Source organism: Amycolatopsis sp. NBC_01480, from assembly GCF_036227205.1.
In the GTDB taxonomy this organism is placed as follows: domain Bacteria; phylum Actinomycetota; class Actinomycetes; order Mycobacteriales; family Pseudonocardiaceae; genus Amycolatopsis.
This window is the reverse complement of the sequence record NZ_CP109442.1, coordinates 9,199,851-9,223,266: the sequence shown is the minus strand read 5'-3', so window position 1 is coordinate 9,223,266 and position 23,416 is coordinate 9,199,851. Positions and strand designations below refer to the sequence as shown.

The 23,416-nt window shown below is 69.6% G+C and carries 27 protein-coding genes and 1 pseudogene; 15 read left to right on the top strand and 13 right to left on the bottom strand.

Annotated features, from left to right (window positions below):
* Positions 1 to 5: 5 nt before the first annotated feature.
* From OG371_RS43010 to OG371_RS43000, 3 genes are read left to right on the top strand one after another with little or no spacing between them, the layout of a single operon-like run.
* Positions 6 to 965 carry an ATP-binding cassette domain-containing protein gene (locus OG371_RS43010; RefSeq protein ID WP_329062813.1) on the top strand — a complete coding sequence of 320 codons (960 nt, stop codon included), beginning with the start codon at positions 6 to 8 and terminating at the stop codon, positions 963 to 965.
* Positions 962 to 1,771, top strand: a complete 810-nt coding sequence (locus OG371_RS43005) for an ABC transporter permease (RefSeq protein WP_329062811.1) — start codon at positions 962 to 964, stop codon at positions 1,769 to 1,771. The genes OG371_RS43010 and OG371_RS43005 overlap by 4 nt, the downstream gene beginning before the upstream one ends.
* Positions 1,772 to 1,795: 24 nt before the next feature.
* Positions 1,796 to 2,989: a cytochrome P450 gene (locus OG371_RS43000; protein WP_329062809.1), complete on the top strand. Its 1,194-nt coding sequence runs from the start codon at positions 1,796 to 1,798 to the stop codon at positions 2,987 to 2,989.
* A gap of 15 nt (positions 2,990 to 3,004) precedes the next feature.
* Here OG371_RS43000 and OG371_RS42995 read toward each other — a convergent pair whose 3' ends face one another.
* Positions 3,005 to 3,622, bottom strand: a complete 618-nt coding sequence (locus OG371_RS42995) for a TetR/AcrR family transcriptional regulator (RefSeq protein ID WP_329062806.1) — start codon at positions 3,620 to 3,622, stop codon at positions 3,005 to 3,007.
* 56 nt (positions 3,623 to 3,678) lie between these two features.
* Here OG371_RS42995 and OG371_RS42990 point away from each other — a divergent pair, with 56 nt between their 5' ends.
* The 4 genes from OG371_RS42990 to OG371_RS42975 all read left to right on the top strand — a co-directional run bounded on the left by OG371_RS42990 (position 3,679) and on the right by OG371_RS42975 (position 7,311).
* Positions 3,679 to 4,092 (top strand): VOC family protein, encoded by a 414-nt coding sequence (locus OG371_RS42990; RefSeq protein ID WP_329062805.1) that lies wholly within the window; start codon positions 3,679 to 3,681, stop codon positions 4,090 to 4,092.
* Positions 4,093 to 4,139: 47 nt separating this feature from the next.
* Entirely contained in the window at positions 4,140 to 5,714 is a 1,575-nt protein-coding gene (locus OG371_RS42985; RefSeq protein ID WP_329062803.1) for a molybdopterin-dependent oxidoreductase, read from the top strand.
* 163 nt (positions 5,715 to 5,877) lie between these two features.
* Positions 5,878 to 6,915, top strand: coding sequence for a S1 family peptidase (locus OG371_RS42980; protein WP_329062801.1), 1,038 nt, complete (start codon positions 5,878 to 5,880; stop codon positions 6,913 to 6,915).
* 63 nt (positions 6,916 to 6,978) lie between these two features.
* Complete coding sequence (locus tag OG371_RS42975; RefSeq protein WP_329062799.1) at positions 6,979 to 7,311, top strand: hypothetical protein; 333 nt, start codon at positions 6,979 to 6,981, stop codon at positions 7,309 to 7,311.
* A 20-nt stretch (positions 7,312 to 7,331) separates the two neighbouring features.
* Here the strand turns inward: OG371_RS42975 and OG371_RS42970 are convergent, their stop codons facing one another.
* On the bottom strand, positions 7,332 to 8,918 hold the full coding sequence (locus OG371_RS42970; RefSeq protein ID WP_329062797.1) for a glycoside hydrolase family 27 protein: 1,587 nt from the start codon (positions 8,916 to 8,918) through the stop codon (positions 7,332 to 7,334).
* 290 nt (positions 8,919 to 9,208) lie between these two features.
* On the opposite strand from OG371_RS42970, the gene OG371_RS42965 reads away from it, so the two are divergent.
* Positions 9,209 to 9,784 carry a helix-turn-helix domain-containing protein gene (locus tag OG371_RS42965; protein ID WP_329062795.1) on the top strand — a complete coding sequence of 192 codons (576 nt, stop codon included), beginning with the start codon at positions 9,209 to 9,211 and terminating at the stop codon, positions 9,782 to 9,784.
* A gap of 29 nt (positions 9,785 to 9,813) precedes the next feature.
* Here the strand turns inward: OG371_RS42965 and OG371_RS42960 are convergent, their stop codons facing one another.
* From OG371_RS42960 to OG371_RS42950, 3 genes are read right to left on the bottom strand one after another with little or no spacing between them, the layout of a single operon-like run.
* Positions 9,814 to 10,587: a class II aldolase/adducin family protein gene (locus OG371_RS42960; protein ID WP_329062793.1), complete on the bottom strand. Its 774-nt coding sequence runs from the start codon at positions 10,585 to 10,587 to the stop codon at positions 9,814 to 9,816.
* A 26-nt stretch (positions 10,588 to 10,613) separates the two neighbouring features.
* Positions 10,614 to 10,880, bottom strand: coding sequence for a hypothetical protein (locus OG371_RS42955; protein ID WP_329062791.1), 267 nt, complete (start codon positions 10,878 to 10,880; stop codon positions 10,614 to 10,616).
* A complete protein-coding gene (locus tag OG371_RS42950; RefSeq protein WP_329062789.1) occupies positions 10,877 to 11,074 on the bottom strand; it encodes a hypothetical protein in 198 nt (65 codons plus the stop codon). Before OG371_RS42950 ends, OG371_RS42955 begins: the two co-directional genes overlap by 4 nt.
* A 204-nt stretch (positions 11,075 to 11,278) precedes the next feature.
* Here OG371_RS42950 and OG371_RS42945 point away from each other — a divergent pair, with 204 nt between their 5' ends.
* Both OG371_RS42945 and OG371_RS42940 read left to right on the top strand, forming a co-directional pair.
* Entirely contained in the window at positions 11,279 to 12,130 is an 852-nt protein-coding gene (locus OG371_RS42945; RefSeq protein ID WP_329062787.1) for an NAD-dependent epimerase/dehydratase family protein, read from the top strand.
* 91 nt (positions 12,131 to 12,221) lie between these two features.
* A complete protein-coding gene (locus OG371_RS42940; protein ID WP_329062785.1) occupies positions 12,222 to 13,010 on the top strand; it encodes a hypothetical protein in 789 nt (262 codons plus the stop codon).
* Positions 13,011 to 13,014: 4 nt separating this feature from the next.
* Here the strand turns inward: OG371_RS42940 and OG371_RS42935 are convergent, their stop codons facing one another.
* The 5 genes and pseudogenes from OG371_RS42935 to OG371_RS42915 all read right to left on the bottom strand — a co-directional run.
* Positions 13,015 to 13,311, bottom strand: a complete 297-nt coding sequence (locus OG371_RS42935; RefSeq protein ID WP_329062783.1) for a hypothetical protein — start codon at positions 13,309 to 13,311, stop codon at positions 13,015 to 13,017.
* Entirely contained in the window at positions 13,301 to 13,540 is a 240-nt protein-coding gene (locus tag OG371_RS42930; RefSeq protein WP_329062781.1) for a hypothetical protein, read from the bottom strand. Before OG371_RS42930 ends, OG371_RS42935 begins: the two co-directional genes overlap by 11 nt.
* Positions 13,541 to 13,650: 110 nt before the next feature.
* Entirely contained in the window at positions 13,651 to 14,412 is a 762-nt protein-coding gene (locus OG371_RS42925; RefSeq protein WP_442876048.1) for a DUF4389 domain-containing protein, read from the bottom strand.
* On the bottom strand, positions 14,409 to 14,690 hold the full coding sequence (locus OG371_RS42920; protein ID WP_329073414.1) for a zinc-binding dehydrogenase: 282 nt from the start codon (positions 14,688 to 14,690) through the stop codon (positions 14,409 to 14,411). Before OG371_RS42920 ends, OG371_RS42925 begins: the two co-directional genes overlap by 4 nt.
* A 92-nt stretch (positions 14,691 to 14,782) precedes the next feature.
* Positions 14,783 to 15,400, bottom strand: a pseudogene (locus tag OG371_RS42915) (NAD(P)-dependent alcohol dehydrogenase); the annotation flags it as partial.
* A gap of 641 nt (positions 15,401 to 16,041) precedes the next feature.
* Here OG371_RS42915 and OG371_RS42910 point away from each other — a divergent pair.
* From OG371_RS42910 to OG371_RS42900, 3 genes are all read left to right on the top strand, one after another.
* Positions 16,042 to 17,250, top strand: coding sequence for a PucR family transcriptional regulator (locus tag OG371_RS42910; RefSeq protein WP_329062779.1), 1,209 nt, complete (start codon positions 16,042 to 16,044; stop codon positions 17,248 to 17,250).
* A 154-nt stretch (positions 17,251 to 17,404) separates the two neighbouring features.
* Positions 17,405 to 19,738, top strand: a complete 2,334-nt coding sequence (locus tag OG371_RS42905; protein WP_329062777.1) for a molybdopterin cofactor-binding domain-containing protein — start codon at positions 17,405 to 17,407, stop codon at positions 19,736 to 19,738.
* Positions 19,739 to 19,748: 10 nt separating this feature from the next.
* Complete coding sequence (locus tag OG371_RS42900; RefSeq protein ID WP_329062774.1) at positions 19,749 to 20,225, top strand: (2Fe-2S)-binding protein; 477 nt, start codon at positions 19,749 to 19,751, stop codon at positions 20,223 to 20,225.
* Positions 20,226 to 20,269: 44 nt separating this feature from the next.
* On the opposite strand, the gene OG371_RS42895 is transcribed toward OG371_RS42900, so the two are convergent.
* Together OG371_RS42895 and OG371_RS42890 are read right to left on the bottom strand one after the other, a co-directional pair.
* A complete protein-coding gene (locus tag OG371_RS42895; RefSeq protein WP_329062772.1) occupies positions 20,270 to 20,527 on the bottom strand; it encodes a hypothetical protein in 258 nt (85 codons plus the stop codon).
* Positions 20,528 to 20,640: 113 nt separating this feature from the next.
* Positions 20,641 to 21,612, bottom strand: a complete 972-nt coding sequence (locus tag OG371_RS42890) for a ferritin-like domain-containing protein (protein ID WP_329062770.1) — start codon at positions 21,610 to 21,612, stop codon at positions 20,641 to 20,643.
* 571 nt (positions 21,613 to 22,183) lie between these two features.
* Between OG371_RS42890 and OG371_RS42885 the strand changes: the two genes are divergently transcribed.
* Positions 22,184 to 22,714 (top strand): sigma-70 family RNA polymerase sigma factor, encoded by a 531-nt coding sequence (locus OG371_RS42885; RefSeq protein WP_329062769.1) that lies wholly within the window; start codon positions 22,184 to 22,186, stop codon positions 22,712 to 22,714.
* 11 nt (positions 22,715 to 22,725) lie between these two features.
* Here the strand turns inward: OG371_RS42885 and OG371_RS42880 are convergent, their stop codons facing one another.
* Positions 22,726 to 23,019, bottom strand: coding sequence for a hypothetical protein (locus OG371_RS42880; RefSeq protein ID WP_329062767.1), 294 nt, complete (start codon positions 23,017 to 23,019; stop codon positions 22,726 to 22,728).
* Between the two features lie 65 nt (positions 23,020 to 23,084).
* Between OG371_RS42880 and OG371_RS42875 the strand changes: the two genes are divergently transcribed.
* Complete coding sequence (locus OG371_RS42875) at positions 23,085 to 23,414, top strand: hypothetical protein (protein WP_329062765.1); 330 nt, start codon at positions 23,085 to 23,087, stop codon at positions 23,412 to 23,414.
* The last annotated feature ends 2 nt before the right edge of the window (positions 23,415 to 23,416 follow it).

Here is a 23,416-nt window from a genome sequence, read left to right as displayed (position 1 = left end):
ATCCCATGGTTACCCAGCCATCCCCGGCGGCGATCGCGGCGTCCGGGCTGCGCAAGTCGTTCGGCGACCACGTGGTGCTCGACGGCGTCGACCTGAGCGTGCCGCGGGGCACCGTCTTCTCGCTGCTCGGCGCGAACGGCGCCGGAAAGACCACTACGGTCAAGATCCTGTCCACCCTGCTCAGTGCCGACAGCGGCAGCGCCCAGGTCGGCGGGCACGACATCGCGGCCGAGCCGGACGCGGTGCGCGCCGCGATCGGCGTCACCGGCCAGTTCTCCGCGGTGGACAACCTGCTCACCGGCCAGGAGAACCTGCTCCTGATGGCGGATCTGCACCACCTCGGCCGGCGTGACGGCCGGCGCCGCGTCGCGAGCCTGCTGGAACAGTTCGATCTGATTGAGGCGGGCGGCAAACCGGCGTCGGCCTACTCCGGCGGCATGCGGCGCCGGCTCGACCTGGCGATGACGCTGGTCGGCAGCCCCAGCGTGATCTTCCTCGACGAGCCGACCACCGGGCTCGACCCGCGCAGCCGCCGGGGCATGTGGCAGATCGTCCGGGAGCTGGTGGCCGGCGGCGTCACCATCTTCCTGACCACGCAGTACCTGGAGGAGGCCGATGAGCTGGCGGACCGGATCGCGGTCCTGGACCACGGCCGGCTGGTCGCCGAGGGCACCGCGGCCGAGCTGAAGCGCCGCGTCGCCGGCGGGCACGTCCGCCTCCAGTTCGCCGGCCCGAGCGACCTCGACGCGGCCACGCGGCTGCTGGGCCAGGCCTCGCGCGACACCGACGCGCTGGCCCTGCGGGTGCCCAGCGACGGCAGCCTGCGCTCGCTGAAGACCCTGATCGACCGGCTCGACGAGCAGTCCATCGAGGTCGGCGAGCTGTCCGTGCACACCCCCGACCTCGACGACGTTTTCCTGGCTCTCACCGGCAATCCCGACTACGAGAAGGTGACTACGCGATGACCACCCTCGCTCCTGCACCCGTCCGGTTTTATCCGCTGCGTGATTCGGTGACGATGCTGCGCCGCAACCTCAAGCACATGCTGCGCTACCCGTCGATGACCCTGACGCTGATCGGGATGCCGATCGTCTTCCTGCTGCTGTTCGTCTACGTGTTCGGCGGCACGCTGGGCGCCGGGCTCGGCGGGGCGTCCGGCGGGCGCGCCGAGTACGTCAACTATGTCGCGCCGGCGATCATCCTGATGACCGTGACGGCGACGGTCCAGGGGACGTCGATCTCGATCGCGATGGACCTGACCGAGGGCATCATCGCCCGGTTCCGGACGATGCACATCGCCCGCGTCTCGGTGCTGGCCGGGCACGTGCTGGGCAGCGTGATCCAGGCGGTGTTCGCCCTGGTGGTGGTGACCGGGGTGGCGCTGCTGGTCGGCTTCCGGCCGGCCGCGGGACCGGGCGCGTGGCTGGCCACGGCCGGGGTGCTGCTGGCGGTCACGTTCGCGCTCGTCTGGCTGGCCGTCGCGCTGGGCCAGGTGAGCAAGAGCGTGGAGACCGCGAGCAATGTGCTGATGCCGCTGGTGATCCTGCCGTTCCTCGGCAGCGGTTTCGTGCCCACCGACTCGATGCCGGCCGGGCTGCGCTGGTTCGCCGAGTACCAGCCGTTCACCCCGATCATCGAAACCCTGCGCGGGCTGCTGATGGACAAGCCGATCGGGAACAACGCGTGGTTCGCGCTCGGCTGGTGCCTCCTGATCGGACTGGTCGGCTACTTCTGGTCCAAGAAGCTGTTCGCCCGCGAATCCGCCCGCTGATCGTTGCCAGACAAGGAGTTCACGATGACGATTCCCGAGCTGCCCCTGGCGCGTCCCGCGGGCTGCCCCTTCGACCCGCCCGCCGAGCTGGGCGCGATCCGCGAAGAGCGCCCGCTGGCCCGGCTGGCCTACCCGGACGGGCACCAGGGCTGGCTGGTCACCGGTTACGCGCAGACCCGAGCGGTGCTGGCCGACCCGCGCTTCAGCTCGCGGGTCGAGCTGGCGCACTATCCCTTGCCCGGCTTGGAGGATCTCGGTGAGCTGCCGCCCGCTCCGGTCGGCGACCTGACCGGGATCGACGCCCCCGAGCACACCCGCTACCGGCGTCTGCTGGCCGGCAAGTTCACCGTCCGCCGGATGCGGCAGCTCGCCGAGCGCGTCGAGCAGGTCACCGCGGAGCACCTGGACGCCATGGAGCGCCGCGGCCCGGACGTCGATCTGGTCGAGGCCTTCGCGCATCCCGTTCCCGCGGTGATGATCTGCGAGCTGCTCGGTGTGCCGTACGCCGACCGGGCCGAGTTCCAAAGCCACACCGCGGAGATGTCCCGCTCGGACGCCACCCCGGAGGAGCAGTTCGCCGCGTACGGCGAGTTGCAGAAGTACGTGGGCGGGCTGGTGCTGGCCAAGCGCGCCGCGCCGACGGACGATCTGCTCAGCGACCTGACGACCAGCGACCTGACCGATGACGAGCTGGGCGGGGTCGGCACGTTCCTGCTGGGCGCCGGTCTCGACACCACCGCCAACATGATCGCGCTCGGCACCTTCGCGCTGCTGCGGAATCCTGAGCAGCTGGCGCTTCTGCGCGGCGCCGACGAGGAGACCGCCGAACGGGCCGTCGAGGAGCTGTTGCGCTACCTGACCATCGCCCACACCGGGGTGCGGGTGGCGCTGGAGGACGTCGAATTGGACGGGCAGCTGATCAAGGCCGGGGAATCGGTCGCCGTCTCGCTTCAAGCGGCCAACCGCGACCCGGCGAAGTTCCCCGATCCCGACGCCCTCGCCCTGGACCGGAAGGCCACCGGGCACCTGGCCTTCGGGCACGGCATCCACCAGTGCCTCGGCCAGCAGCTGGCCCGGGTGGAGCTGCGCGTCGCCCTCCCGGCCCTGTGCACCCGCTTCCCGTCGCTGCGGCTGGCGGTCCCGGCGGAGGAGGTGCCGTTGCGTCCGGCTCGTCAGAACATCTATGGGGTGGCGCGGCTTCCGGTGAAGCTCTCGTGAGTGTCTAGGACGGTTCTAACCGTCCTGAACACTCACGAGCCCTGGGTCCTGGCTCGCCGAGATGAGGCGGGCCGCGTTCGAGGCTTGGGCCTCCGCTTCCCGAGCCGAGGAATAGATCCCCTCGAGCACGAAGGCGGCGAAACCGTGCGCAGTGGCGGCGACCGCGTGGACGAGACCGAGGGCCTGCTTCTCGCCGGGCCGCAGCTGTGCCGCCGCGTCGTGCAGGACCAGCAGCAGCCGTTCGCCGGCCTCGGCGAGGGCCGGGTAGCGGGACTTGTCCAGGCCTGCGCTGAAGGTCGCCTCGAACAGGCCGCGCTCCTCGACGGCGAACCTCACGTACGCCGCCGCGAAGCGCGCCATCTGTTCGACGGGATCGCCGGCGGAGGCGAGGGCCGCGCTGAAGCGGCGTCGCTGCTCGTCGTAGCCGCGCTCCGCGAGAGCCGCCAGCAGCGCGTCACGGTCCGCGAAGTGCTTGTACGGCGCGGCCACACTCACCCCGGCCCGACGGCACGCTTCGGCGAGGGTGAACCCGCGCGGGCCGTTCTCGGCGATCAGTTCCAGGGCCGCGGACTCCAGCGCGTTGCGGAGGTCGCCGTGGTGCCGGCCGGTCGGCCGGGGCTTGCGTTCGGTCACCGGTCGAGGTTAACATCACTTACCATGGTTAATGTCATTTACCTCGGGCGGTCGCGATGACCGCGGCTCGCTTCGACCACGTCGGCCTCTCGGTCGCGGACCTCGACGTGCAGAAGAAGTTTTACGGCGACGCGCTCGGCCTGACGGAGGTCGAAGAGCACCTCGAACTGCCCGACGCGGGCGTCCGCACCGTGATCCTGCGCGCTCCCGACGGCCTGAAGATCGAGCTGATCGAACGAAGCGGCTCGAAGCCGCAGGAATTCGCCGACGCCTTCGACGGCGCCGGAGTGCAGGGCTACTTCCACTGGGCGCTCTACGTCGACAACCTCGCCAAGTCGTTCGCCGCCATCCTCGCCGCAGGGGCCACGGCCGTGTCGGAGCCGGGACCCGCTGCGCGCGCGGGCGCGAGCTTCGCGTACGTCAAAGACCCGGAAGGCAATCTGCTGGAACTCATCCAACCCGCAGGCTGACCGACCGGGCGGCCAATCCGAACGGCCGCCGGAACCGAATGTCCTGCATGACCGCTACCGAGATCAGCCCTCCGGAGACTCCTGTGCCGCGTGATCGGGTGCGGTTGCGGCTGCCGTCGGCGGGGTGGTGCGGGGTGCTGGCGCTGCTGGCCGCGCTGGCGGCGGGGCATCTGGTGGCGGGGTTCATCAGCATCAACGCCTCGCCGTACCTGGCGGTGGGCAACGGGGCGATCGACCTGACTCCGGTGCAGCTCAAGGACTTCGCGGTGCGGACGTTCGGCACCTACGACAAGGTCGTGCTGCTCGGCTCCATGGCGGCGGTGATGGTGGTGGTCTCGGCGCTGGCCGGGGTGGTGTCGGCGCGTTCGCGGTGGCCGGGGGTGGCGATCGTCGGGCTGTTCGGGCTGGTGGGCGGGTTCGCGGTGTACGAGCGGCCGGACCTGACGGCGGTGGCGCTGCTGGCGCCGTTGGCGAGCCTGGTGGTGGGGGTGGCGGTGTTCGTGGTGCTGCACCGGCTGGCGCCGCGCAAGCACGCGGTGGTCGCGGGGGAGGGCGCGTCACGGCGGTCGTTCCTGCTGGGCGGGGCCGGTGTGGTCGTCGGGGCGGGGGTGTTCGCCGGGGCGGGTCAGCTGATCAGCGGGACCCGCGACGCGACGGCGTCCCGCGCGGCGGTCGGGACGCTCACGCCCGCGGTCGCGGCGCCGCCCATTCCGGCGGACGCGGACTTCACGAAGCTGGGCACGCCGTCGTTCCTGACGCCGAATCCGGCCTTCTACCGGGTGGACACGGCGCTGTCGGTGCCGCAGGTGCGCACCGAGGACTGGGCGCTGCGGATCCACGGCATGGTGGACCGGGAAATGCGGTACGGCTACGGCGACATCCGCAACCGGCCGCTGACCGAGCGGACGATCACCATGACGTGTGTGTCCAATGAGGTCGGTGGCACCTACGTGTCGACGTCGAACTTCATCGGCGTGGACCTGGCGGACCTGCTGGCGGAAGCCGGGGTGCGGCCCGGGGCGGAGCAGCTGTTCTGCACGAGTGTGGACGGCTGGACGTCGGGTACCCCGGTCGCGGCGGCGCTGGACCGGGGGCGGGGCGCGATGCTGGCGATCGGGATGAACCGCGAGCCGTTGCCGCTGGAGCACGGGTTCCCGGCACGGCTGGTGACACCGGGGCTGTATGGGTATGTGTCGGCCACGAAATGGATCGTGGACATCGAAGTGACCACGTGGAAAGCGCGGCAGGCGTACTGGCTCAAGCGCAGCTGGAGCGAGCAGGCGCCGATCAAAACCGAGTCGCGGATCGACATGCCCAAGGGCTTCGACACGGTGTCCTCGGGCGCGGTGCGGCTGTCCGGGATCGCGTGGGCGCAGTTCCGGGGGATCGAGCGGGTCGAGATCAAGGTCGACAACGGCGAGTGGCAGCCGGTGATGCTGTCGGCCGAGGTGAACGTGAACACCTGGCGGATGTGGTGGGCGCAGATCACCGTGAAGCCGGGCACACACCAGGTTTTCGTGCGCGCGACCGACAAGACCGGCTACACCCAGACCGACGCGCGCGCGGGCACCGTCCCGAACGGCGCCACCGGCTGGCACTCCACCACCTTCATCGCTTCCTGAGCCGAGAACGCGTTTCCCGCAATGCCGCCTTTCGTCGGTATTCGCGGGTCCGCGCCGACCGTACCGTGAACTGGCTCGAACCAATGCTGGCTAATAAAAATTAGCAGTTCTCGCCCGGCGCACCGTGTTTCCCGGTGCGCCGGTCCCTTGTCGAGGAGGCATCATGGGTACGGCCGTTTCATCAGCCAAAATCGCGGTACTGACCGCCGCTCTGGTCGCGAGCGGCACCCTTTTCGCACCGGCCGGCCAGGCCGCGCCGGATCCCGTCCGGTCGGCCGCCGAGCTGTCGGCGCAACTGGGCGGCACCAGCGCCGGCTCCTACCTGGACGGCGCGGGCAAGCTCGTGGTGACGGTGACCGACGAGGCCGGCGCACAGGCCGTACGCGCCGGGGGAGCGGAGCCCAAATTCGTCCAGCACGGCGGGGCGGCACTGGACCGCAGCCTCGACACGCTGCGCCGGAGCGCGACGATTCCCGGCACGGCCTGGGCCATCGACCCGGTGACCGACCAGGTCGTGGTGTCCGCCGACGACAGCGTGGGCCCGGCGAACCTCGAGCGGCTGAAGTCCGTGGTCGCCTCCCTCGGTGACACCGCGCGGCTGCAGCAGGTGAAAGGCGAGTACCGCACCACGATCGCCGGCGGCGACGCCATCATCGGCGGCGGGGTCCGGTGTTCGCTGGGCTTCAACGTGAAGAAGCCCGGCACCAGCACGGCGTACCTGCTCACCGCCGGCCACTGCGGCAACGTCGCCTCGACCTGGGCCGATTCGAGCGGCAAGACGATCGCCTCCCGCGTCGGCACCAGCTTCCCCGGCAACGACTACTCGCTGTTCCAGTACACGGCCACCACCGACCGCCCAGGCTCGGTCGACCTGTACAACGGCACGCTGCGCGACATCGCGAACGCGGGCACCCCGGTGGTCGGGCAGACCGTCGGGCGCACCGGCAGCACCTCGCACTTCCACACCGGCAAGGTCACCGGGCTCAACACCACGGTGAACTACAGCGACGGCACCACGGTGACCGGCATGATCGCGACCACCGTGTGCGTCGAAGGCGGCGACAGCGGCGGCTCGCTGTTCGCCAACAACACCGCGCTCGGCCTGACCTCGGGCGGCAGCGGAAACTGCACCAGCGGCGGGAATTCGTTCTACCAGCCGGTGACCGAGGCGCTGAACGCGTACGGCGTCGCCATTTACTGATTTCGCTTCCGTGGTGGCCGAATGCCCGTAACCGCGCGGTAAGGAACATCAAGCGGAAACCGTGTGAGACTGGTGACAGCCGACCAGGAGGTCACCATGGAGCGTAATCACCCGCACCGGATGCCGAGCGCCGGACTGGCCAAGAGCCGGCTGGCGACAATGGGAGTCTCGGTCGTTTTCGCCTTGGTCGTCGCCGGCGGCGCGAAAGGCGCGTTCGAACTCAGCGGCACGATGATGACGAATGTCGCGCTCATGGGCGCCTGGCTGATGTTCACGCTGGGCCTGGCGTACGCGGGGGTCCGGCTCCGCCCCAGGTTCGGCCTCGCGCTCCTGGCGGGCTTCGGCGCGGGCGCCCTGCTGGTCGTGATCTTCGGCGGTATGCAGATCCTCCACTGACGCGGTGCGGGCGAAGGACCTTACGGGGTTTTGAGCGTCCAGTTCTGGTTCGCGTCGTCGTTGCAGCCCCAGAGTTCGAGCTGGACGCCGTTGACGTTCCCGGACGACTGGTCGCCGCCGGTGACGTCGACGCACAAGCCGGTCTGCGTGCCGGTGATCGAGCCGTCCGGGTTGAGCTTGAACTGCTGGTTCGCGCCGCCGTGACAGGTCCAGGCGATGAGCTTGGTGCCGGCGCTGGTGCCGCCCCCGTCGGCGTCGAGGCAGAGGCCGTTGGCCTTCAGCTCGCCGGCGCTGGTGAGCGTCCAGGACTGGTTCGGCCCGCCGTCGCAGTCCCAGATGTCGACCTTGGTGCCGGGTGTGGTGACGTTGCCGTTGATGTCCATGCAGCGCGACGAAGACGCGCCCTGCAACGGGTGGGCCGTGCCGATGCTGCTGCCGCTCGCGTTGGGCGTCACGCGGTAGACCACCGTGCTGTGCGAGGCGACGTTCGCGCTGATCGTGCCGGTGCTCGTGGTCAGCTCCTTCGACCACAGGTTGGCCAGCCGGTAGTTCGCCGCAGCGGGCAGCCCCGCCGCGGCGGCCGTCGTCGAAACCGTGCGCGTGCCGCTGTTTTCGTTGAACAGCACAACCGCGACGTCACCGCCCTGGAGCGGTTTCGCCAGCACGTCGAGCCCGCCGGACGACGAGATCCGGGTGGCCTGCTTGCCCAGCGGGTCCTGGTCGAGCGCGATGACGTCGCTGTTCAAGTAAGTGGAGAACGTGGCGGCGCTGGCGGAACGGAGGTCGGCGCCGGCGATCAGCGGCGCGGCCATCGCGGCCCAGAGCGAGAAGTGGGCGCGGTCCTCCTGGAAGCCCATGCCGTTGCCGACTTCCAGCATGTCGGGGTCGTTCCAGGCGCCGGGTTTCGCGGCCGAAGCCAGGCCGACGTTCTGGTGGTAGAGCGAGTCGACGCTGCCCCAGTTGCTGCTGATGTCGCCGGTGGTGCGCCACAGGTTGCCGACGTCGGGCGCCCACGAAGACGGGCTGAAGTTGCCCCATTCGCAGATGCTGTAGGCGATCGGGCGGCCGGTGGCCTTGAGCGCGTCGCGCATCGCCGAGTAGCGCTTGACGTAGTCCTGCTGCGTCTCGCCGGACGGGCTGCCGCAATTGTCGTACTTGAGGTAGTCGACGCCCCAGCTCGCGAAGCTGTTCGCGTCGGCCTGCTCGTGGCCGAGGCTGCCCGGGAAGTGCTGGCAGGTCTCGGATCCCGCGCTCTCGTAGATCCCGAACTTCATCCCGCGCGCGTGGATGTAGTCGCCGAGGGCCTTGAGGCCGCTGGGGAACTTCGCCGGATCGGCGACCAGGTTGCCCGCGCCGTCCCGGTTCTGCGTCATCCAGCAGTCGTCCAGGTTGACGTAGTTGTAGCCGCGGTCGCGCATCCCGGAGCTGACCATCAGGTCGGTGGTCTGCTTGATCAGGGTCTCGTTGATGTTGCACTGGAAGGTGTTCCAGGTGTTCCACCCCATCGGGGGTGTGCGGGCGAGGCCGTTCTCGAGGGCCTCGGCGGGCGGGCTGACCAGCCCGGCCGCGACGAGGGCGGTGGCGAGGACGGCGAAGAATCTGCGCATGGCGGCTCCCGGCCGGACGTCGGTGTGAGGCAGGAGGACTAGCGCGTGTCTGAGAAAGCCGGTCTCGCGGCTGCCGCCGCTACACCGAGCCAGCCCGCCGCACAGCGACCCGCAACCTTTGCCAGACACGCTCTAATCCACTGTGCAGGATCCGTGTCGGATGCTGCGCGGTCAAGCGCCATGTTGGGCATTCTTGTTGGATTCACGACTAAAGTTACGTGGATTCTTGGCGTAGTCGCGGTACGGCAGATGGCCTAGTTGTTTCCCGTGAGGCGTGTACCGTTACCCGGGTGGCACAAGTTGACGACGTCGACCTGCGGGTGAGCGGACGGCTGCGGGAGCTGCGCGGCCAGCGGGGGCTCACGCTCAGCGCGCTCGCCGGGCAGACCGGGATCTCCGCGCCGCACCTGTCCCGGCTGGAAAAGGGCGAGCGGCAGCCGTCGATCGGTGCGCTGCTGCAGCTGGCGCGGGTGTACGGCGTTTCGGTCAGCCACCTGGTCGAGGAACACGAGGAAGACGACCTGTCGATCGTCCGCGCGGGCGACGCGCCGGTGCACCGCGGCCAGGACGGCCGTTACACCGTGCTGAGCGGACCGCGGTCGACGATCTCCGTCGTCCGGATCGAGCTGACGCCCGGCAAGCCGACCAAGGTGGCCGAGCACGTCGGCGAGGAATGGCTGCACGTGGAGGCGGGCACGGTGCGGCTGACCGTCGACGGGCGCAAGGAGACGCTGTCAGCCGGCGATTCCGTCCACTTCGACTCGGCCCGGTCGCACCGCCTGTCCGCCGCAGAGGGCGAGCCGGCGGTCGTGCTGATCGCCTCCACCGCGGCCACCATGCCGATGCGGCACCCGGTGCCCCGCTGAGCGGTGTGTGTCCACAACGGACACACTGGTCACTCGTCGAGCAGGTCCGGCTGGGCGTGCACGATGTCGTCCCATAGGATTTCGAAGCTGAAGCGGGCCAGCCTGGGGCTGCCGAACTGGCGGTGGGCGATCCGGGCCTGCTCGTCGTCGAGGTAGGCGGGGGTGCCCGCGGCCTCGGCGAGCAGCTGGACCTGGGCGGCGCGGTCGAAGCTGACGAACCAGTAGGCCGCTTCTTCGATGCTCTGCCCGACCGTGATCACGCCGTGGTTCTGCAGCACGACCGCCCGGTTGCCGCCCAGGGCTTCGGCCATCCGGTGGCCTTCTTCCTCTTCCAGGGCCAGGCCGTTGTAGTCGGTGTAGACGCTCTGGTCATCGTAGAAGGCGCAGGCCTCCTGCACGACCGGGCGCAGGGGAGTGCCGAGGGCGGCGAGCGCGCGCCCGTGGATGGAGTGGGCGTGCGCGGCCGCGACGACGTCCGGGCGGCGTTCGTGGATCGCGCCGTGGATCACGAAAGCGCCCCGGTTGACCGCGCGGGTGCCCTCGACGACGTCGCCCTTCGAGTCGACGCGGACGAGGTCGCGGACACTGATCCGGCCGAAGGAAACGCCGAACGGGTTGACCCAGAACGTGTCCGGCTCACCCGGGTCCCGCACGGTGATGTGCCCGGCGACGCCCTCGTCGTAACCGAGGCGGCCGAACACCCGCAGCGCGCCGGCCAGCCGTTGCTTGCGGTGCCGGCGTTCCTCCTCGACGGACTCGAACTGCGGCGCGGGCGGAACGGCGAGCGTGCCGGGCGAAGTCATCGTTGCTCCTCTGTGGACGGTGGTGGTCAGGCGAGGCCGAGCAGCAGTTCGGCCGTGCGGTACGGGAATTGCAGCGGCAGGTAATGAGCGGCGTCGTCCCAGCGCACCACCCGCACGCCGTCCGCCTCTGCCTCGTTGGCGGTGTCCACGAAAAACGGCAGGGCGGCGCCGAGGACGTACGTGGTGGGCACGCGCAGGCCGTCGGCTGGCTCGGGCAATGGCTGGGTGTGCGTGGCGGTCGGCATCGGGGTGGATCGCTGTTGCAGCCAGGCGATTTCCTCGGGATCGGTCACTCCGAGCAGGTGGGGAAGACCTGCTCGGCCTGCGCCCCGTGGTCGCCCGCCCCGACCAGCTCACCGTCGGAATCGAGGGCGACCTGCCCGGCGATCGCCACCAGCCGCGCCCCCGGCGACCCCACGGCGACCTGGGAGTAGAGGTTCATCACCGGCGCGGCCAGGGTCCCGGGATTCAAGCGCTCCACGCTCATGCGGCGCTCCTGCCTGTTTGGTGTGGATAGCCACCGAGTGTGGGGCCGGTCGAGCGTCGCTGTCAACCGAGAGGCAATAAAAGTTGTCCAGGAGGCATGACATCTGATGTCCTGGGGGTATCACAGAGCGCGAAAGAGGTCTTGGACCCACGGGCCGCCGTCGCCACATCCTGGAGGGAGTAAACGAACGAAGGAGAGCTAGCGATGAAGGTCTTCCTCACCGGCGGCTCCGGCTACATCGGCCGGGCCACGATCGCGGAGCTGGTCCGTCAGGGCCACGCGGTGGAGGCGCTGGCCCGTAGCGAGCAGTCCGCTGAAGCCGTCACGTCGGCCGGCGCCACCGCGGTCCGTGGCGACTTGCGGGACCTGGATGTCCTGAACCACGCCGCCGCGCGCGCCGACGCCGTGATCCACCTCGCGCAGGCAAGCACGGAGGAGGAGGACCTGGCCGCGTCCACCGCGATGCAGGACGGCGTCGGCGCTGGTACTTACGTGCACACCAGCGGCAGCTGGGTCTACGGCAACACCGACGGCGTCCAGGACGAAACCGCCCCGTGGAACCCGCCGGGCCTGGTGACGTGGCGCAAGTCGGTGGAAGACGCGGTGCTCGCGCGGGCGGGGGCGGGCGGCCGCCCGGTCATCCTGCAGCCAGGCCTGCTCTACGGCGGCGACAACCGTTTGATCGACGTTTTCTTCATCCAGCCAGGCAAACAGCGCGGCGCCATCCCCTACCTCGGCGACGGCAGCGCCCACTGGTCGCTGATCCACATCGACGACCTCGCCCCGCTCTACGTCGCCGCGCTGAATGCCGCGGCCGGTTCGGTCTACCTGGGCGTAGGCGGAGTGAACCCGACGGCGAAGGAGGTCGCCGAAGCCCTGGCCCACGGTGCCGGGCTCAAGACCACGTCGATTACCCTGGACCAGGCCCGCACCGAAATGGGCCCGATCGCGGACGCTTTCGCCCTCGACCAGCAACTCACCCCGGCCAAGGCCCAACGTGAACTGGGCTGGGAACCGCGCCACACCGACCGGCTTGCTGTCTTCGCCCGGACCTGAGCAGCGCGCCGGTAACGACACCCCCTCGGGCGGCGACTCCACAGCACCACCCTGGCGTCGGACCAGCGGCAAAGCGTGGAGGCGTGAAGGCGTGAACACATGGCTCACTTTGTTGCTCACTGCGATAGTCGGCGCGGCGGTGTCGGGGTTCGGCACATACTTCACGTTACGGACCAAGCTCCGCTCCGAGTACGACTCCGACCTCCGCCAGAAGCGCCTCGACGCCTACTTAAAACTGTGGCGACTGCTCGAAGTACTCGCCAGATACGGGAAGCTTCCGGCCAAGCTCACCGCCGCAGAAACGGGCGGCCTGGCGGATAAGTTGCAACACTGGTATTTCCAAGATGGTGGATTGTATCTGTCCACGGAATCGCGCAACGCCTTCTTTTGCCTGCAGGACGTGCTTGGTCAGATGCAAGCCGCACCCGAAACGGGCGGTGATCAACTCGACAGCCTCCGGATGTACGGCAGCAGGCTCCGTACCGGCCTCACCTATGACGTCGGCACGCGGTCGCGACCCAGAATGCCGGGAAAGGCTGACGAAAATGCTCGCCACGGGAAGCATGAATACATCTACAAAGTGGACGAAAAGGAACGGTACCGGCTCGCGCTGACCTTTGGCGCCCGATTCCTCGGGCGCATGCCGAAGATGACCATGACGGGCCCCGATCTGCCGTTGGGCGAGGAGCCGTCGGTCCAGCGTTGGGTCAAACAGCAGTCGACATTTGTCGTCAGAGTCCCAGCGGCGGTTGTGTCAAGCAGTTCTCCTGGGGAAACGACGGTCGAGCGTGAGCTTTTCGTCGAGAAAGGCGACCTCGTCATGGGGCCGACCCTGCGCGACCGTCAATCGCCGTCCGTCATGCTGTGGCATCGAGCGTGAGATCTCAGGCGCGCTCCGGTCCTTCCCGAACCTCAAGAATGTCCCGTTCCCGCACAAGCTGAACCGGCGTGTACTCACCCGCGTCGCTCGGCAGCACCGGTGTCCACGTCGTGTCCTTGTGGACGTCGCGGAGGCTGGGGCCGGCGATGGTGCCGGTGAATTCCTGCCAGTCCTGGAGTGAATCGTGGGTGCGGCGGCGGTAGCGCACCTGCCATCCCGGCCGAAAGCCTGGCTGGGTCTGGGGCTGCGGCCCTGGCTGGACCGAGGCCATGTGCAGTCGCGAAGGCTCGTCATCGGTCAAGGCCGGCTCCGCGGGGGTCGATGCCGATGACGTCGTTGTCGCTGATCCATCGGGTGGGTCTGCACCTGGCGTCGCCGGGTTCGGCGAGGGGGATCAGTTCGGCGCCGGTGTCGGGGTCGAGGACCGGTTCGCCGGCCACGACCCCGATCAGCCGCCGGCCGCCGTTGCGGTTCCGGTAGGTGAGGACCCAGCCGAGGGGGTAGGGGTCGTTCAGGCTCGCTGCAGTCAATGGGTGCCCCGATCCGCTCGAAAACCACTGGAGACGCCGGGGCCTGGGACGCGGCCATCAGTTTAGAACTGCTGCGGCAGAAGGGAACACGACCACACGAGTGAGGGAATTCAGCCGGCTGCGGGAGCCGGGGCCTGGTGCCCACCGGCCGACGGGGTGGCCGGAGTCGGCGGCGGCGGGCCGTTGGGCGTGGTGGCGGGGTCGGTGCCGCCCTGGTCGAGCCGGAACGGCGGGTACTCGTCGGTCATCAGCCCGGTGTACGCGGCCACGCGCAGCGCCCAGCGGTTGATGCCGAGCACGAAGTCGTACAACGATTGCGGGTACCGGCCGGTGAACAGCAGCACGATCGCGGCGATCACCACGAGCAGCGTGACCAGGCCACCGGCGCCGGCGCCGGCGTTCCAGCCTCCGTCACCGCTGACGCGTGAGCCGGCCCAAAGACCGCCGCCGGCGAGGATCGACAGCACGATGAAGTGCGGCAAGGCCAGCAGCCACCACTTGACCAGCACCAGGCCCCGGGAAAGCCGCTCGGGGTAGGCCACCTCCAGATGCGCCGGATAGCCGGCGACCTCGGACAGCGTGAACGGCGGGTAGCGGTCGGTGCCCAGCGCGGCGTAACCGTAGTAGTTCACCCGCCAAGTCCAGCGCAGCACGCCGACGTTGAAATCGAACAACGGCCGCGGATAACGCGCGGTGATCAGGATCGCGAAGAACGCGATCACGCTGACCACGCAGAACGCCACCCACAGGAAGAACAGCACGACCACATGCGGGATCAGCAGCAGCCATTTGACCAGCCAGAGGCCACGGGAGGCCGACGGCTCGGGCGCCGCGTCGACGCGGACCGGATAGGACGTGCGGGGCTCGGTCATGATGTGCTTCCTGTTGCAGGAATGGAGACGACGGCTTTGCCGTGCCCGTCGAGCAGGTGGCGGATGGCCGCGCCGGCTTCGTCAAGCGGATACGCCTGGTCGATCGCGGCGGTCAGTTTTCCGGCCTCGACGAGTTCGGCGAGGCTGATCAGGTCGGCAGCGTTCTCCTTCGCGACGAACGTGCCCAATTGCTGGCGGATGAACGGCGAGAGCAGCTTCGCCCGGATCTGACGGTCGCTGCCGCCGAGCAGCCGGCCGTCGGTCTCGCCCCCGACGATGACCAGCCGTCCCCGCGGCGCGAGGGCGCGGCGGAGGTGGACAGCCGGCTGTTGCCGCCGATGTCGAGGACGACGTCGTAACGCTGCCCGCCGGCAGCGAAGTCGGCCCGGTTGTAGTCGATGACGTCGTCGGCGCCCAGCGCGCGGACCTGATCAACCTTGGCCGTGCGGCAAACGCCGGTGACCTCCGCGCCGGACGCCTTCGCGATCTGCACGGCAAATGCGCCGACACCGCCGGAAGCGCCGATGATCAGGACCTTTTCGCCGGGCCGGACGCGTCCGTGGTCGCGGATCGCTTGCAGGGCAGTCACTCCCGAGACCGGGACGGACGCCGCCTGGTCGAACGAGAGACGCGACGGCTTCAGCGCGAGCTTGCCGATCCGGGCGGACGCGTACTGCGCGAAAGTGCTGGTGGCCGTGCCGAATACCGCGTCACCCGGTGCGAAGCCGGTGACCCCGGGGCCGACGGCCTCGACCGTGCCGGCCAGGTTCCGCCCGGGGTTGGCGTATTTCGGGCGGCGGGCGCCGAAGCCCGCCAGCCGGATCGGGTAGGGCAGGCCGGCCATGATGTGCCAGGTGCCCCGGTCCACCCCGGCGGCGCGCACCCGCACCAGGACTTCACCGTCCCCGGCGATGGGCGCGGCGATCTGCGCGACCCGGAACGGCTCCTCGGGAACGGGGCTGTAACGGTCCTGCACGACCGCGGTCATCATCGGCCCGCCGGCCTTGTCCGGGGGACTTCTGAGGTTGTCAAGCTGGGTGCTGTCCATGGCCGGCCTTCCGCTCTCGTTGTTCGCCGAGTCCGAAGACGGGAACACGAGGGCGCCGCCGACGAACAGCCGCGGTCTTCCGGCGGAGGCCGTCGCCCGCGATCGCGGTGGCTCCTGAACGCGTACCTCATTTGCACGCTGTACAGGAAAACCGTCCGCCCTGCGGCAGGTGAAGTCAAGGGCCGAATGGCACTGATGTCCGAATTGCTCCCGCGCGGTCCGCGGGGCCGGCTGGTGCGGGAGAACCCATCTCCGGACCGGGCCTGGACATCTCCGACAGGGCAGTGTGCTCGTCGTCCCGGTGTCCTTTGTGGCGTAGCTTAACTGCGGTTCGCGCTGACCGGCGTTGGGCCAGGCGGCCGCCTGGGCGAGGTGATGGCCGAGCCAGAGCCCGGCACCGAGCGGACACCGTGGCCTTCCTCCGTGATCGCGCCGTCGACCGGCCCGTCGCGGACGATGGTGGCGCCGAGGCAGGTTCCGGCCGGGCGCCGCCGGGACGTAGGCTGGCCGTCGGCTCCTGCGATTCGGGCCGATCCGCACGGCCGTCGGCTCCGAATCCCGCGTAAGCGAGGTGGGTGCGGATGATGGACGAGCGGCTGGACGGCGGTGACACGGCGCGCTCGCTCGCGGAAAGCGTGCTGCAGCGGGTCGATCAGCTGACCGACGTCCTGGTTTCGGTGATCGGCGAGCAGAATCCCGGTTACCGGCTGGTCGATGTCGTGCCGCGGGACGATTTGTGGCATTCGTGCCACGACAATCTCCGGCGCGTGCTCCAGCTCATCGGCCGCGTCGACGATGCTGAGGACTTCTACGACGCGGCCCGGGAGACCGGGCGACGCCGGGCGGAGCAGCTGCTGCCGCTCGACGACGTGCTGCGGTCCTTCCGCCTCGGCGGCCGTTTGGTCTGGCAGGCGCTGACCGACCAGGCGCGGGCGGCCGGCGAGGTGAACAACGAGGCCATGCTCGACCTCGCCACCCGGGTGTGGGAGGTCGTCGACGCGATCTCGGCCCAGGTCGCCCAGGCTTATCACACGGCCGAGCGCGGGCTGGTGCGTGCGGACGAGCAGCGGCGCGCGTCGTTGTGGGAAGGGCTGCTGCAAGGCCGGGCCGTCGACGCCGGGTTCGCCTACGAGGCCGGCCGCACTCTCCGGCTGCCGATCTCCGGGCCCTACGTCGTCGTGACGGCCGCGGGTCCGGGCGGTGTCGATTCCGTCGAACCGCTGGGTGCTGTGCTCGAGAAGCTCGGCTCGGCGTCGGCCTGGCAGCTGCGCGCCGACGTGCTGGTCGGCCTGGTTTCGCTGCCCGGCCGCGACGTCGTCAAGGCCACCGCGGCGGTGGGCTCGGTGCTGGCCACGGCGGCGGGGGTGTCGCTGGTCGTCGAGGGGCTGGCCGCGGTGCACACGGCCTACCGGCAGTCGGTCCTGGCGATGCGGACGGTGCCGCCGGGCCGGACCGAGGTCGTGTGCCTGGCCGAACGCCTGCCCGAGGCCCTGTTGCTCAGCTCGCCGGAATTGACTGATTCCTTGCTGCAGACCCATTTGCGCGGCTTGCTCGATCTGGGCGGGGACGAGCGCGATTTCCTGTTGGAGACCCTCGCGACCTGGGTGGGCACCGGCGGTTCGGCGACCCGTTCGGCGCAAGTGCTGCACTGCCACCGCAATACCGTGCTCAACCGGATCCACCGGATCGAAGGACTGATCGAGCAGCGGCTCACCGGCGGGGAACTGCCGCTGGAGCTGGGGCTGATCGTGCGGGCGCTGCCGTTCCTGCCGCCACCGCGCGTGCCCTGAGGCGGCCCGCGGCTGTGCATGGTGCACAACGGCACTAGGCCAAACGTAGGCACCCAGGGCATTCTTTCGGCGGCGTGAGCTGTGTAACACTCCGCCCGGCGGCGTTCAGCCCCGCACTTCTCCGACACCGTCGTTCGAGAGGAACCAGCCGCTCATGGCCCACCACGTCCCCGCCGCACAGCCACCGGACGACCCCGAACCACGCACCCTCGGCCGCCGGCGTTTCCTCGGCTTCGTGCTCGCCGCGCCGACGCTCGCCGTCGCCGCGCAGGTGGGCGCCGCCGAACTCGCCCCCGGCCAGGCCGAAGCGGCGATCCCCTCACTGCCGCAGCCCGAGGACATCTTCGACCTCGGCGACCTGCAAAACCTCGCCGCCCTGCCGACCTCGGGCCTGATCAGCGTCCAGGTCGGCACCGACGGGCGCGCGTCCTTCGCCGTCCCTCGGGCGGAGGTCGGGCAGGGGATGACCACCGCGGTCGCGATGATGATCGCCGAGGAGCTCGACCTGCCGCTGGACCAGATCGACGTCACCCTCGCCGACGCGCGGCCCGAGCTGCTGATGAACCAGCTCACCGGCGGGTCGAACTCGATGCGCAGCATCTACACCCCGGTCCGCACCGCCTCGTCGATCGCCCGGCAGCGGCTGCTCGCCGCGGCGGCCGCGCAGTGGGGCGTCCCGGTGTCGCAGCTGACCACCTCCGCCGGCACGGTCCGGCACTCCAGCGGCCGGCAGGCGGGGTACGGCTCGCTGTCGAAGGCCGCGGCGTCCTCCACGACGGTCAGCGCGGTCGCCACCTTGAAGGCGAGCTCGGAGTTCAAAGTCCTCGGCACGCCGCAGAACCGGCTCGACGCGCACGCCTCGGTCACCGGCCGCAAGCAGTTCACCCTCGACCTCGACATCCCGAACGCGTTGCCGACCATGGTGGCCCGGCCGCCGACGATCAACGGGACGCCGAAGACGATCGCCAACGCGGCCCAGGTCAAGGCGATGCCCGGGATCACCGACGTCGCCGCGATCACGCACGGGGTCGCGGTGCGCGGCCGTACTTTCGGCCAGTGCATCGACGCGATCCGGGCGTTGCAGGTCACCTGGGGCGCCGGCACGGTGGACGGCGAGTCCGACGCGACGGTGTTCCAGAAGCTCAAGGCCGCGCAGCTGCCGATGGCTGTGCCCGGCCTGCTCGACCAGTACATCGACGCGGAATTCACCTTCGCGGCCGCGAGCAACAGCCCGCTGGAGACCGGCTCGGCGATCGCCGACGTCCGGTCGGACCGCGCGGAGATCTGGTCGTGCCTGAAGGTGCCGATCGTCGCGCAGGAGGACATCGCCAAGCAGCTCGGCCTGCCGCAGGACGCGGTGAAGGTGCACGTTACCCAGGGCGGCGGCTCGTTCGGCCGGCACCTGTTCCACGACGCCGCCGCCGAAGCGGCCGAGGCGTCGCAGAAGATGGGCAAGCCGGTCAAGCTGATGTGGTCGCGCACCGACGACTTCCGGCAGGGCCGCATCCACCCGATGTGCGTGTCGCGGGTGCGGGCCACCTACCTGCTGGGCAACGTGGTCAGCTTCGAGCAGCGGCACACCAGCGTGGAGACCGAGTTCAGCCACGGGCTCGGCGAGATGCTCACGGCCTTCGCCTCGCGGTTGCCGATCGCCGGGAACCTCAGCTTCGCCGAGTCGATCTTCCTGCTGAGCCAGTCCTCGCCCTACAACTTCGGCGTGACCACCCAGCTGCTCAACGAGATCCCGCTGAAGTTCAACACCGGCAGCATGCGCAACATCTACTCGCCGAACGTGGTGACCGCCGAGGAGCTCGTCGTCGACCAGCTGGCGAAGAAGTTCGGCAAGGACCCGGTCGCGTTCCGCCGGGAGTTCCTCAAGGACACCCGGCTGCGCGCGGTCCTCGACAAGGCCGCGCAGGCCGGGAACTGGGGCCGGGCGATGCCGGCCGGCACCGCCCAGGGCATCGCGCTGCACTCCGAGTACCGCGGCGCGATCGCGGTGCTGGTCGAGATCGACTGCCGGCCCGAGACCGTGAACCGCAAGGTCCCCGACGCCGTCACCGGCCCGCGCGTGACGAAGGCAGTCGTCGTAGTCGACCCCGGCTTCGCGATCAACCCGCGCGGGCTGGAAGCGCAGATGATCGGCGGGCTCACCGACGGCATCGCGATGTGCCTGACCTCGAGCCTGCACATCAAGGACGGCATCCCGCTGGAAGGCAGCTGGGACGAGTACTTCTACACCCGGGAGTGGAACACCCCGCCGCAGACGCAGGTCATCGTCATGCCGAACACCTCGACCAGCCCGAGCGGCGCCGGCGAGCTGGCGGTCGCGCCGTCGTTCGCCGCGGTCGCCTGCGCCTACGGCCGGGCCATGGGCAAAATGCCGACCTCGTTCCCGATCAACCACGGCACGCTCAGCTTCGATCCGCTGCCGCTGCAGCCGTCCACGCCGCCGTCGCCCACCGACGGCCTCGACCACGCCTTCTGAGGAGCGATCCGTGCCGCAACACACCTTCAAGGTCAACGGCCGGCAGGTCACCGTCGACGCCGACGACGACCTCCGGCTCCTCTGGGTCCTGCGCGACCTGCTCGGCATCACCGGGCCCAAGTACGGCTGCGGTCTGGACGTCTGCAAGGCGTGCACCAGCCACATCAACGGGAAGGCGTTCAACCCCTGCTCGGTGCGCGTCGCCGACATCAAGGACACCGACGAGATCACCACGATCGAAGGCCTGCCCGCGACCGTCGGGAAGGACCTGCACCCCATGCAGGAAGCGTGGCTGCAACTGGACGTCGCCCAGTGCGGTTACTGCCAGCCGGGCCAGATCATGGCCGCGGTCGCGAAGGTAAAGCAGGCCACCGCCGCGGGCCACGCCATCACCGACGCCGACCTCGACGAGATCCGCAACATCTGCCGCTGCGGCACCTACGCCAGGATCCGGGAGGCGATCCAGACCGGCGCCGCGAACATGTAGCCGATTTGCCGTCCGGGCGGCACTTCGCGGTCGATCCGGTGCGCTCAGCGACCAGCCGTCCGAGGTGCGTCTCCGCCGTGCGTGGTGAGGGCGAGGACGAACCGGCAGCCTGCTTTGCGCAGCACCATCCAGCCGTCCGACGCGCATTCGATGTCGAATCCCGCCGCGAGGTAGTCGTCGAGGGCGTGGGCCAGGCCGGTGTCCGGATCGACGGGCACGGCGGGGCAGCGGAGGCGGGCTTCCAGGTCGGCCAGGGTGGCGCGGCCGGGCCGGGGTGCCGCGGGTGTCGTGTCGGTGGACATGCTGCGCTCCTTTCGGCCACTGGGTTATGCGGTAATGCCGAGGCAGTCAGGCAGCTGCACCCGCCTCGGGGAGGCTCGTCGTGCGGGCCTCCCCGAGGTGATCCTGGTGTGGGTCAGTGGGCGGCGCTGGTGTTGACTTCGCCGTTGACGCCCTTGGGGAAGAAGCCGCCGGAGGTCGCGGCTTTGTTTGTCAGGTAGACGATGTTGAGGACTTGGCCGGGGCTGCGGCTGTAGGCGATGCCGTTGGCGTCGGTGGGGACGATGTTGGCGTTGCCGTGGCTGTCGATGACGCCTTGGTCGTCGTCGGTGGGGCCGTCGAGGCTGTCGCGGGCGTCGGACAGGTTCACGGTGGCCTTCCCGTCGCCACGCTGGTAGAGGGCGGCCCGGATGTTCGCGGCGTGGTAGGCCTCGACTGCGAGGATCCCGGCGGCGGCTTCGAGGTAGGTTTTGTTGCTGATCAGCGGCGCCGCGCCCTTGTACGCGGTCACGCCGACGTCCTCGAACAGGAACGCGGCGAGCAGGAAGTTTTCCTCGCACGCGAAGGCGTCGAACGTGTGCCCGGGCTTGACCAGGCCCGCTGCCTGCGCGGCCGCGGTGAAGCTGGACTGCAGGTCGATCGCCGGGCGGCTGACCGCCGCGGCGCCCAGTACCGAGCGCAGGAACGCGACGTGCGCCTTCTCGTCCCCGGCGATCTCCTGCGCGTACTGCCGCGCGGCCCTCGTTTCGAACCGCACTGCGCGGCCGCCGGTGACTCCGCCGCGGGTGCCGGTGCCGGTGGTCATCGAGTCGGCCAGGCCCCGTCCTGTCACGGCGTGCAGGTAGAACTCGGCCTCGAGGTATTCCAGGTTCAACGCGAAGTTCAGCACCGCGCCGTCACTCACCTGGGGTGTCGCCGCCTCGGCCACTGGGGCCGAGGTGCGGGTCGCGGCCGACGCGGCCGAGGTGAGGCCGCCGAGTCCGCCGAGCGCTCCGACCCCGACGACACCGAGACCGGTCATGCCGGCCGCGCGCAGGAAGTTGCGCCGGTCCTGATCGTTCTCCGCACTCCGATTGATCATCGAGGCGGCATAACGTTTGCCAAACACGGGTGATCTCCTTCCGGCCCGGCACCGGTGCCGGGCGTATGCGCGATGTCGTCAACCGCTCAGGCGCAGGAGCGACTCTGTGAAATCAGATCGTCTGATATTCGGAGCCGGGCACGGCCGGGTTCACTTTTTCCCGGGGCGATTCGGCTCCGGCTCGAAACGAAGCGATTCTCTGCTGTGGCTGGGAAAAAAAGATTCACTGATCGCCAATCTCCCGAGGCGTGCAGTCCCGAAGTCCCACCGGCGGCAACTCCGGTCCGGCCGGCACCGGCTGGAACACCGTCGCGCAGTGTTGGTGCATCGGGAAACTCCCGGTGCACCACCCTTTCGCCGTGTCGGAAACATCCATTGAGGACAGCGTTGGGGGAGTTCGGCATTCCGGCCCGGCAGAGCTTCATGACGCCGGCCGCGAGGGCTCCCTACAGGGCAACTATCGAGCCCTTCGGCCAGGCGCTACCCGCACCAAGCCGCACGTCCGAGGGCACCGAATCACTGGTGGGTCCCGCGGCCCGGATCCTGCTGCGTGCACTGGCTTGACGCCCTGACACTGCGGACGCTGGGAAACACGACGATGGAGGATTTGATCGCGCGGGTGGCCGCGGGGGATGCGGCCGCGTTCGACCGGTTGTACCGGGATTTCTCCGGCCTGGTGTTCCACACGGTGTTCGCCGTGCTGCAGGATCACGCGCAGGCGGAGGAGGTCGCCCAGGAGACGTTCCTGGAGTTGTGGTCGACCGCGTCCCGCTTCAGGAGAGCGCAGGGCAACGGCGCGGGCTGGGTCACCATGATCGCGCGGCGGCGCGCGGTCGACCGGGTCCGGGCGGCCCAGGCCGCGCGCGAGCGCGACAACCTCATCGCGCACCAGGCGCCGATTCCGACCGAGCCGGACCCGATCGAGTACGTGCTCGGCGACGCCGAGGTCCGCCAGATCCAGGCCGCACTCGCCGCGCTCCCCGCGGGGCAACGGGAACTGCTTGTGCAGGCGTACATTCGCGGCGTCCCGTACCGCGAACTCGCCACGGCCATGGGGATCCCGGTCAACACGGTGAAGTCCCGCGTCCGGCTGGCCGTCGCCCGGCTCCGGGCACTGGTGCCGCGCTGAAACCGGGGTGCTCAGCGAGGAAGCCCGTCCGGGCCGGGCCGTCGCAGCGTCACTGCGGTGGTGAGGATCCAGACGAAAAGAAGCGCGGGCGCCACCGTGATCAGGAGCCCTTCAAGAGAAAGAACGCCCCGTGGAGTCACGAGCGACACGAGCAGCAGCGCATGGGCCGCAGCCGTGAGAATGGCGAAGTCGCCAGTGGGCCGCGGCAGCCGCTTGGTGGTGTACCCGACCGTGGCATACGCGCCGAGCGCGACAACGGCAGGCATGCCCGACATCGCCAGCAGGGCGAACGTGAGGTCGTACAAAAGCTGCGCTGTGGCCGGATCGGGGGCGCGATAAACTGGTGAATCCGGCCAGCAGCAGCAGGACCATGCCGCTGAACGCGACGCCGAACAGGCTCGTCGCCAGGGTGTCCGAGGCCGATGCGCGGCGGAGCCGAAGCCATACCGCGCCGCCGAAGACCATCCAGAGCGTGACTCCGACGGTGTCGAGGAGCAGGGTCCCGCGCAGGCCGGCCTGGTGGTCGACGGCAAACCGGGCCACCTCCGGCCCGGCCGCGGAGGTCGAAGGCATCTGCCAGATGGGCACCAGGAGGTTGCTGGCCATCGGGAGGAGGAATCCCAAGACGCCGGCCAGCACGCCGACGTCGATCCGCCGGATGCGGGTTCGGCTCGCCACAGTCATCGATTCCCCCATCTAGAC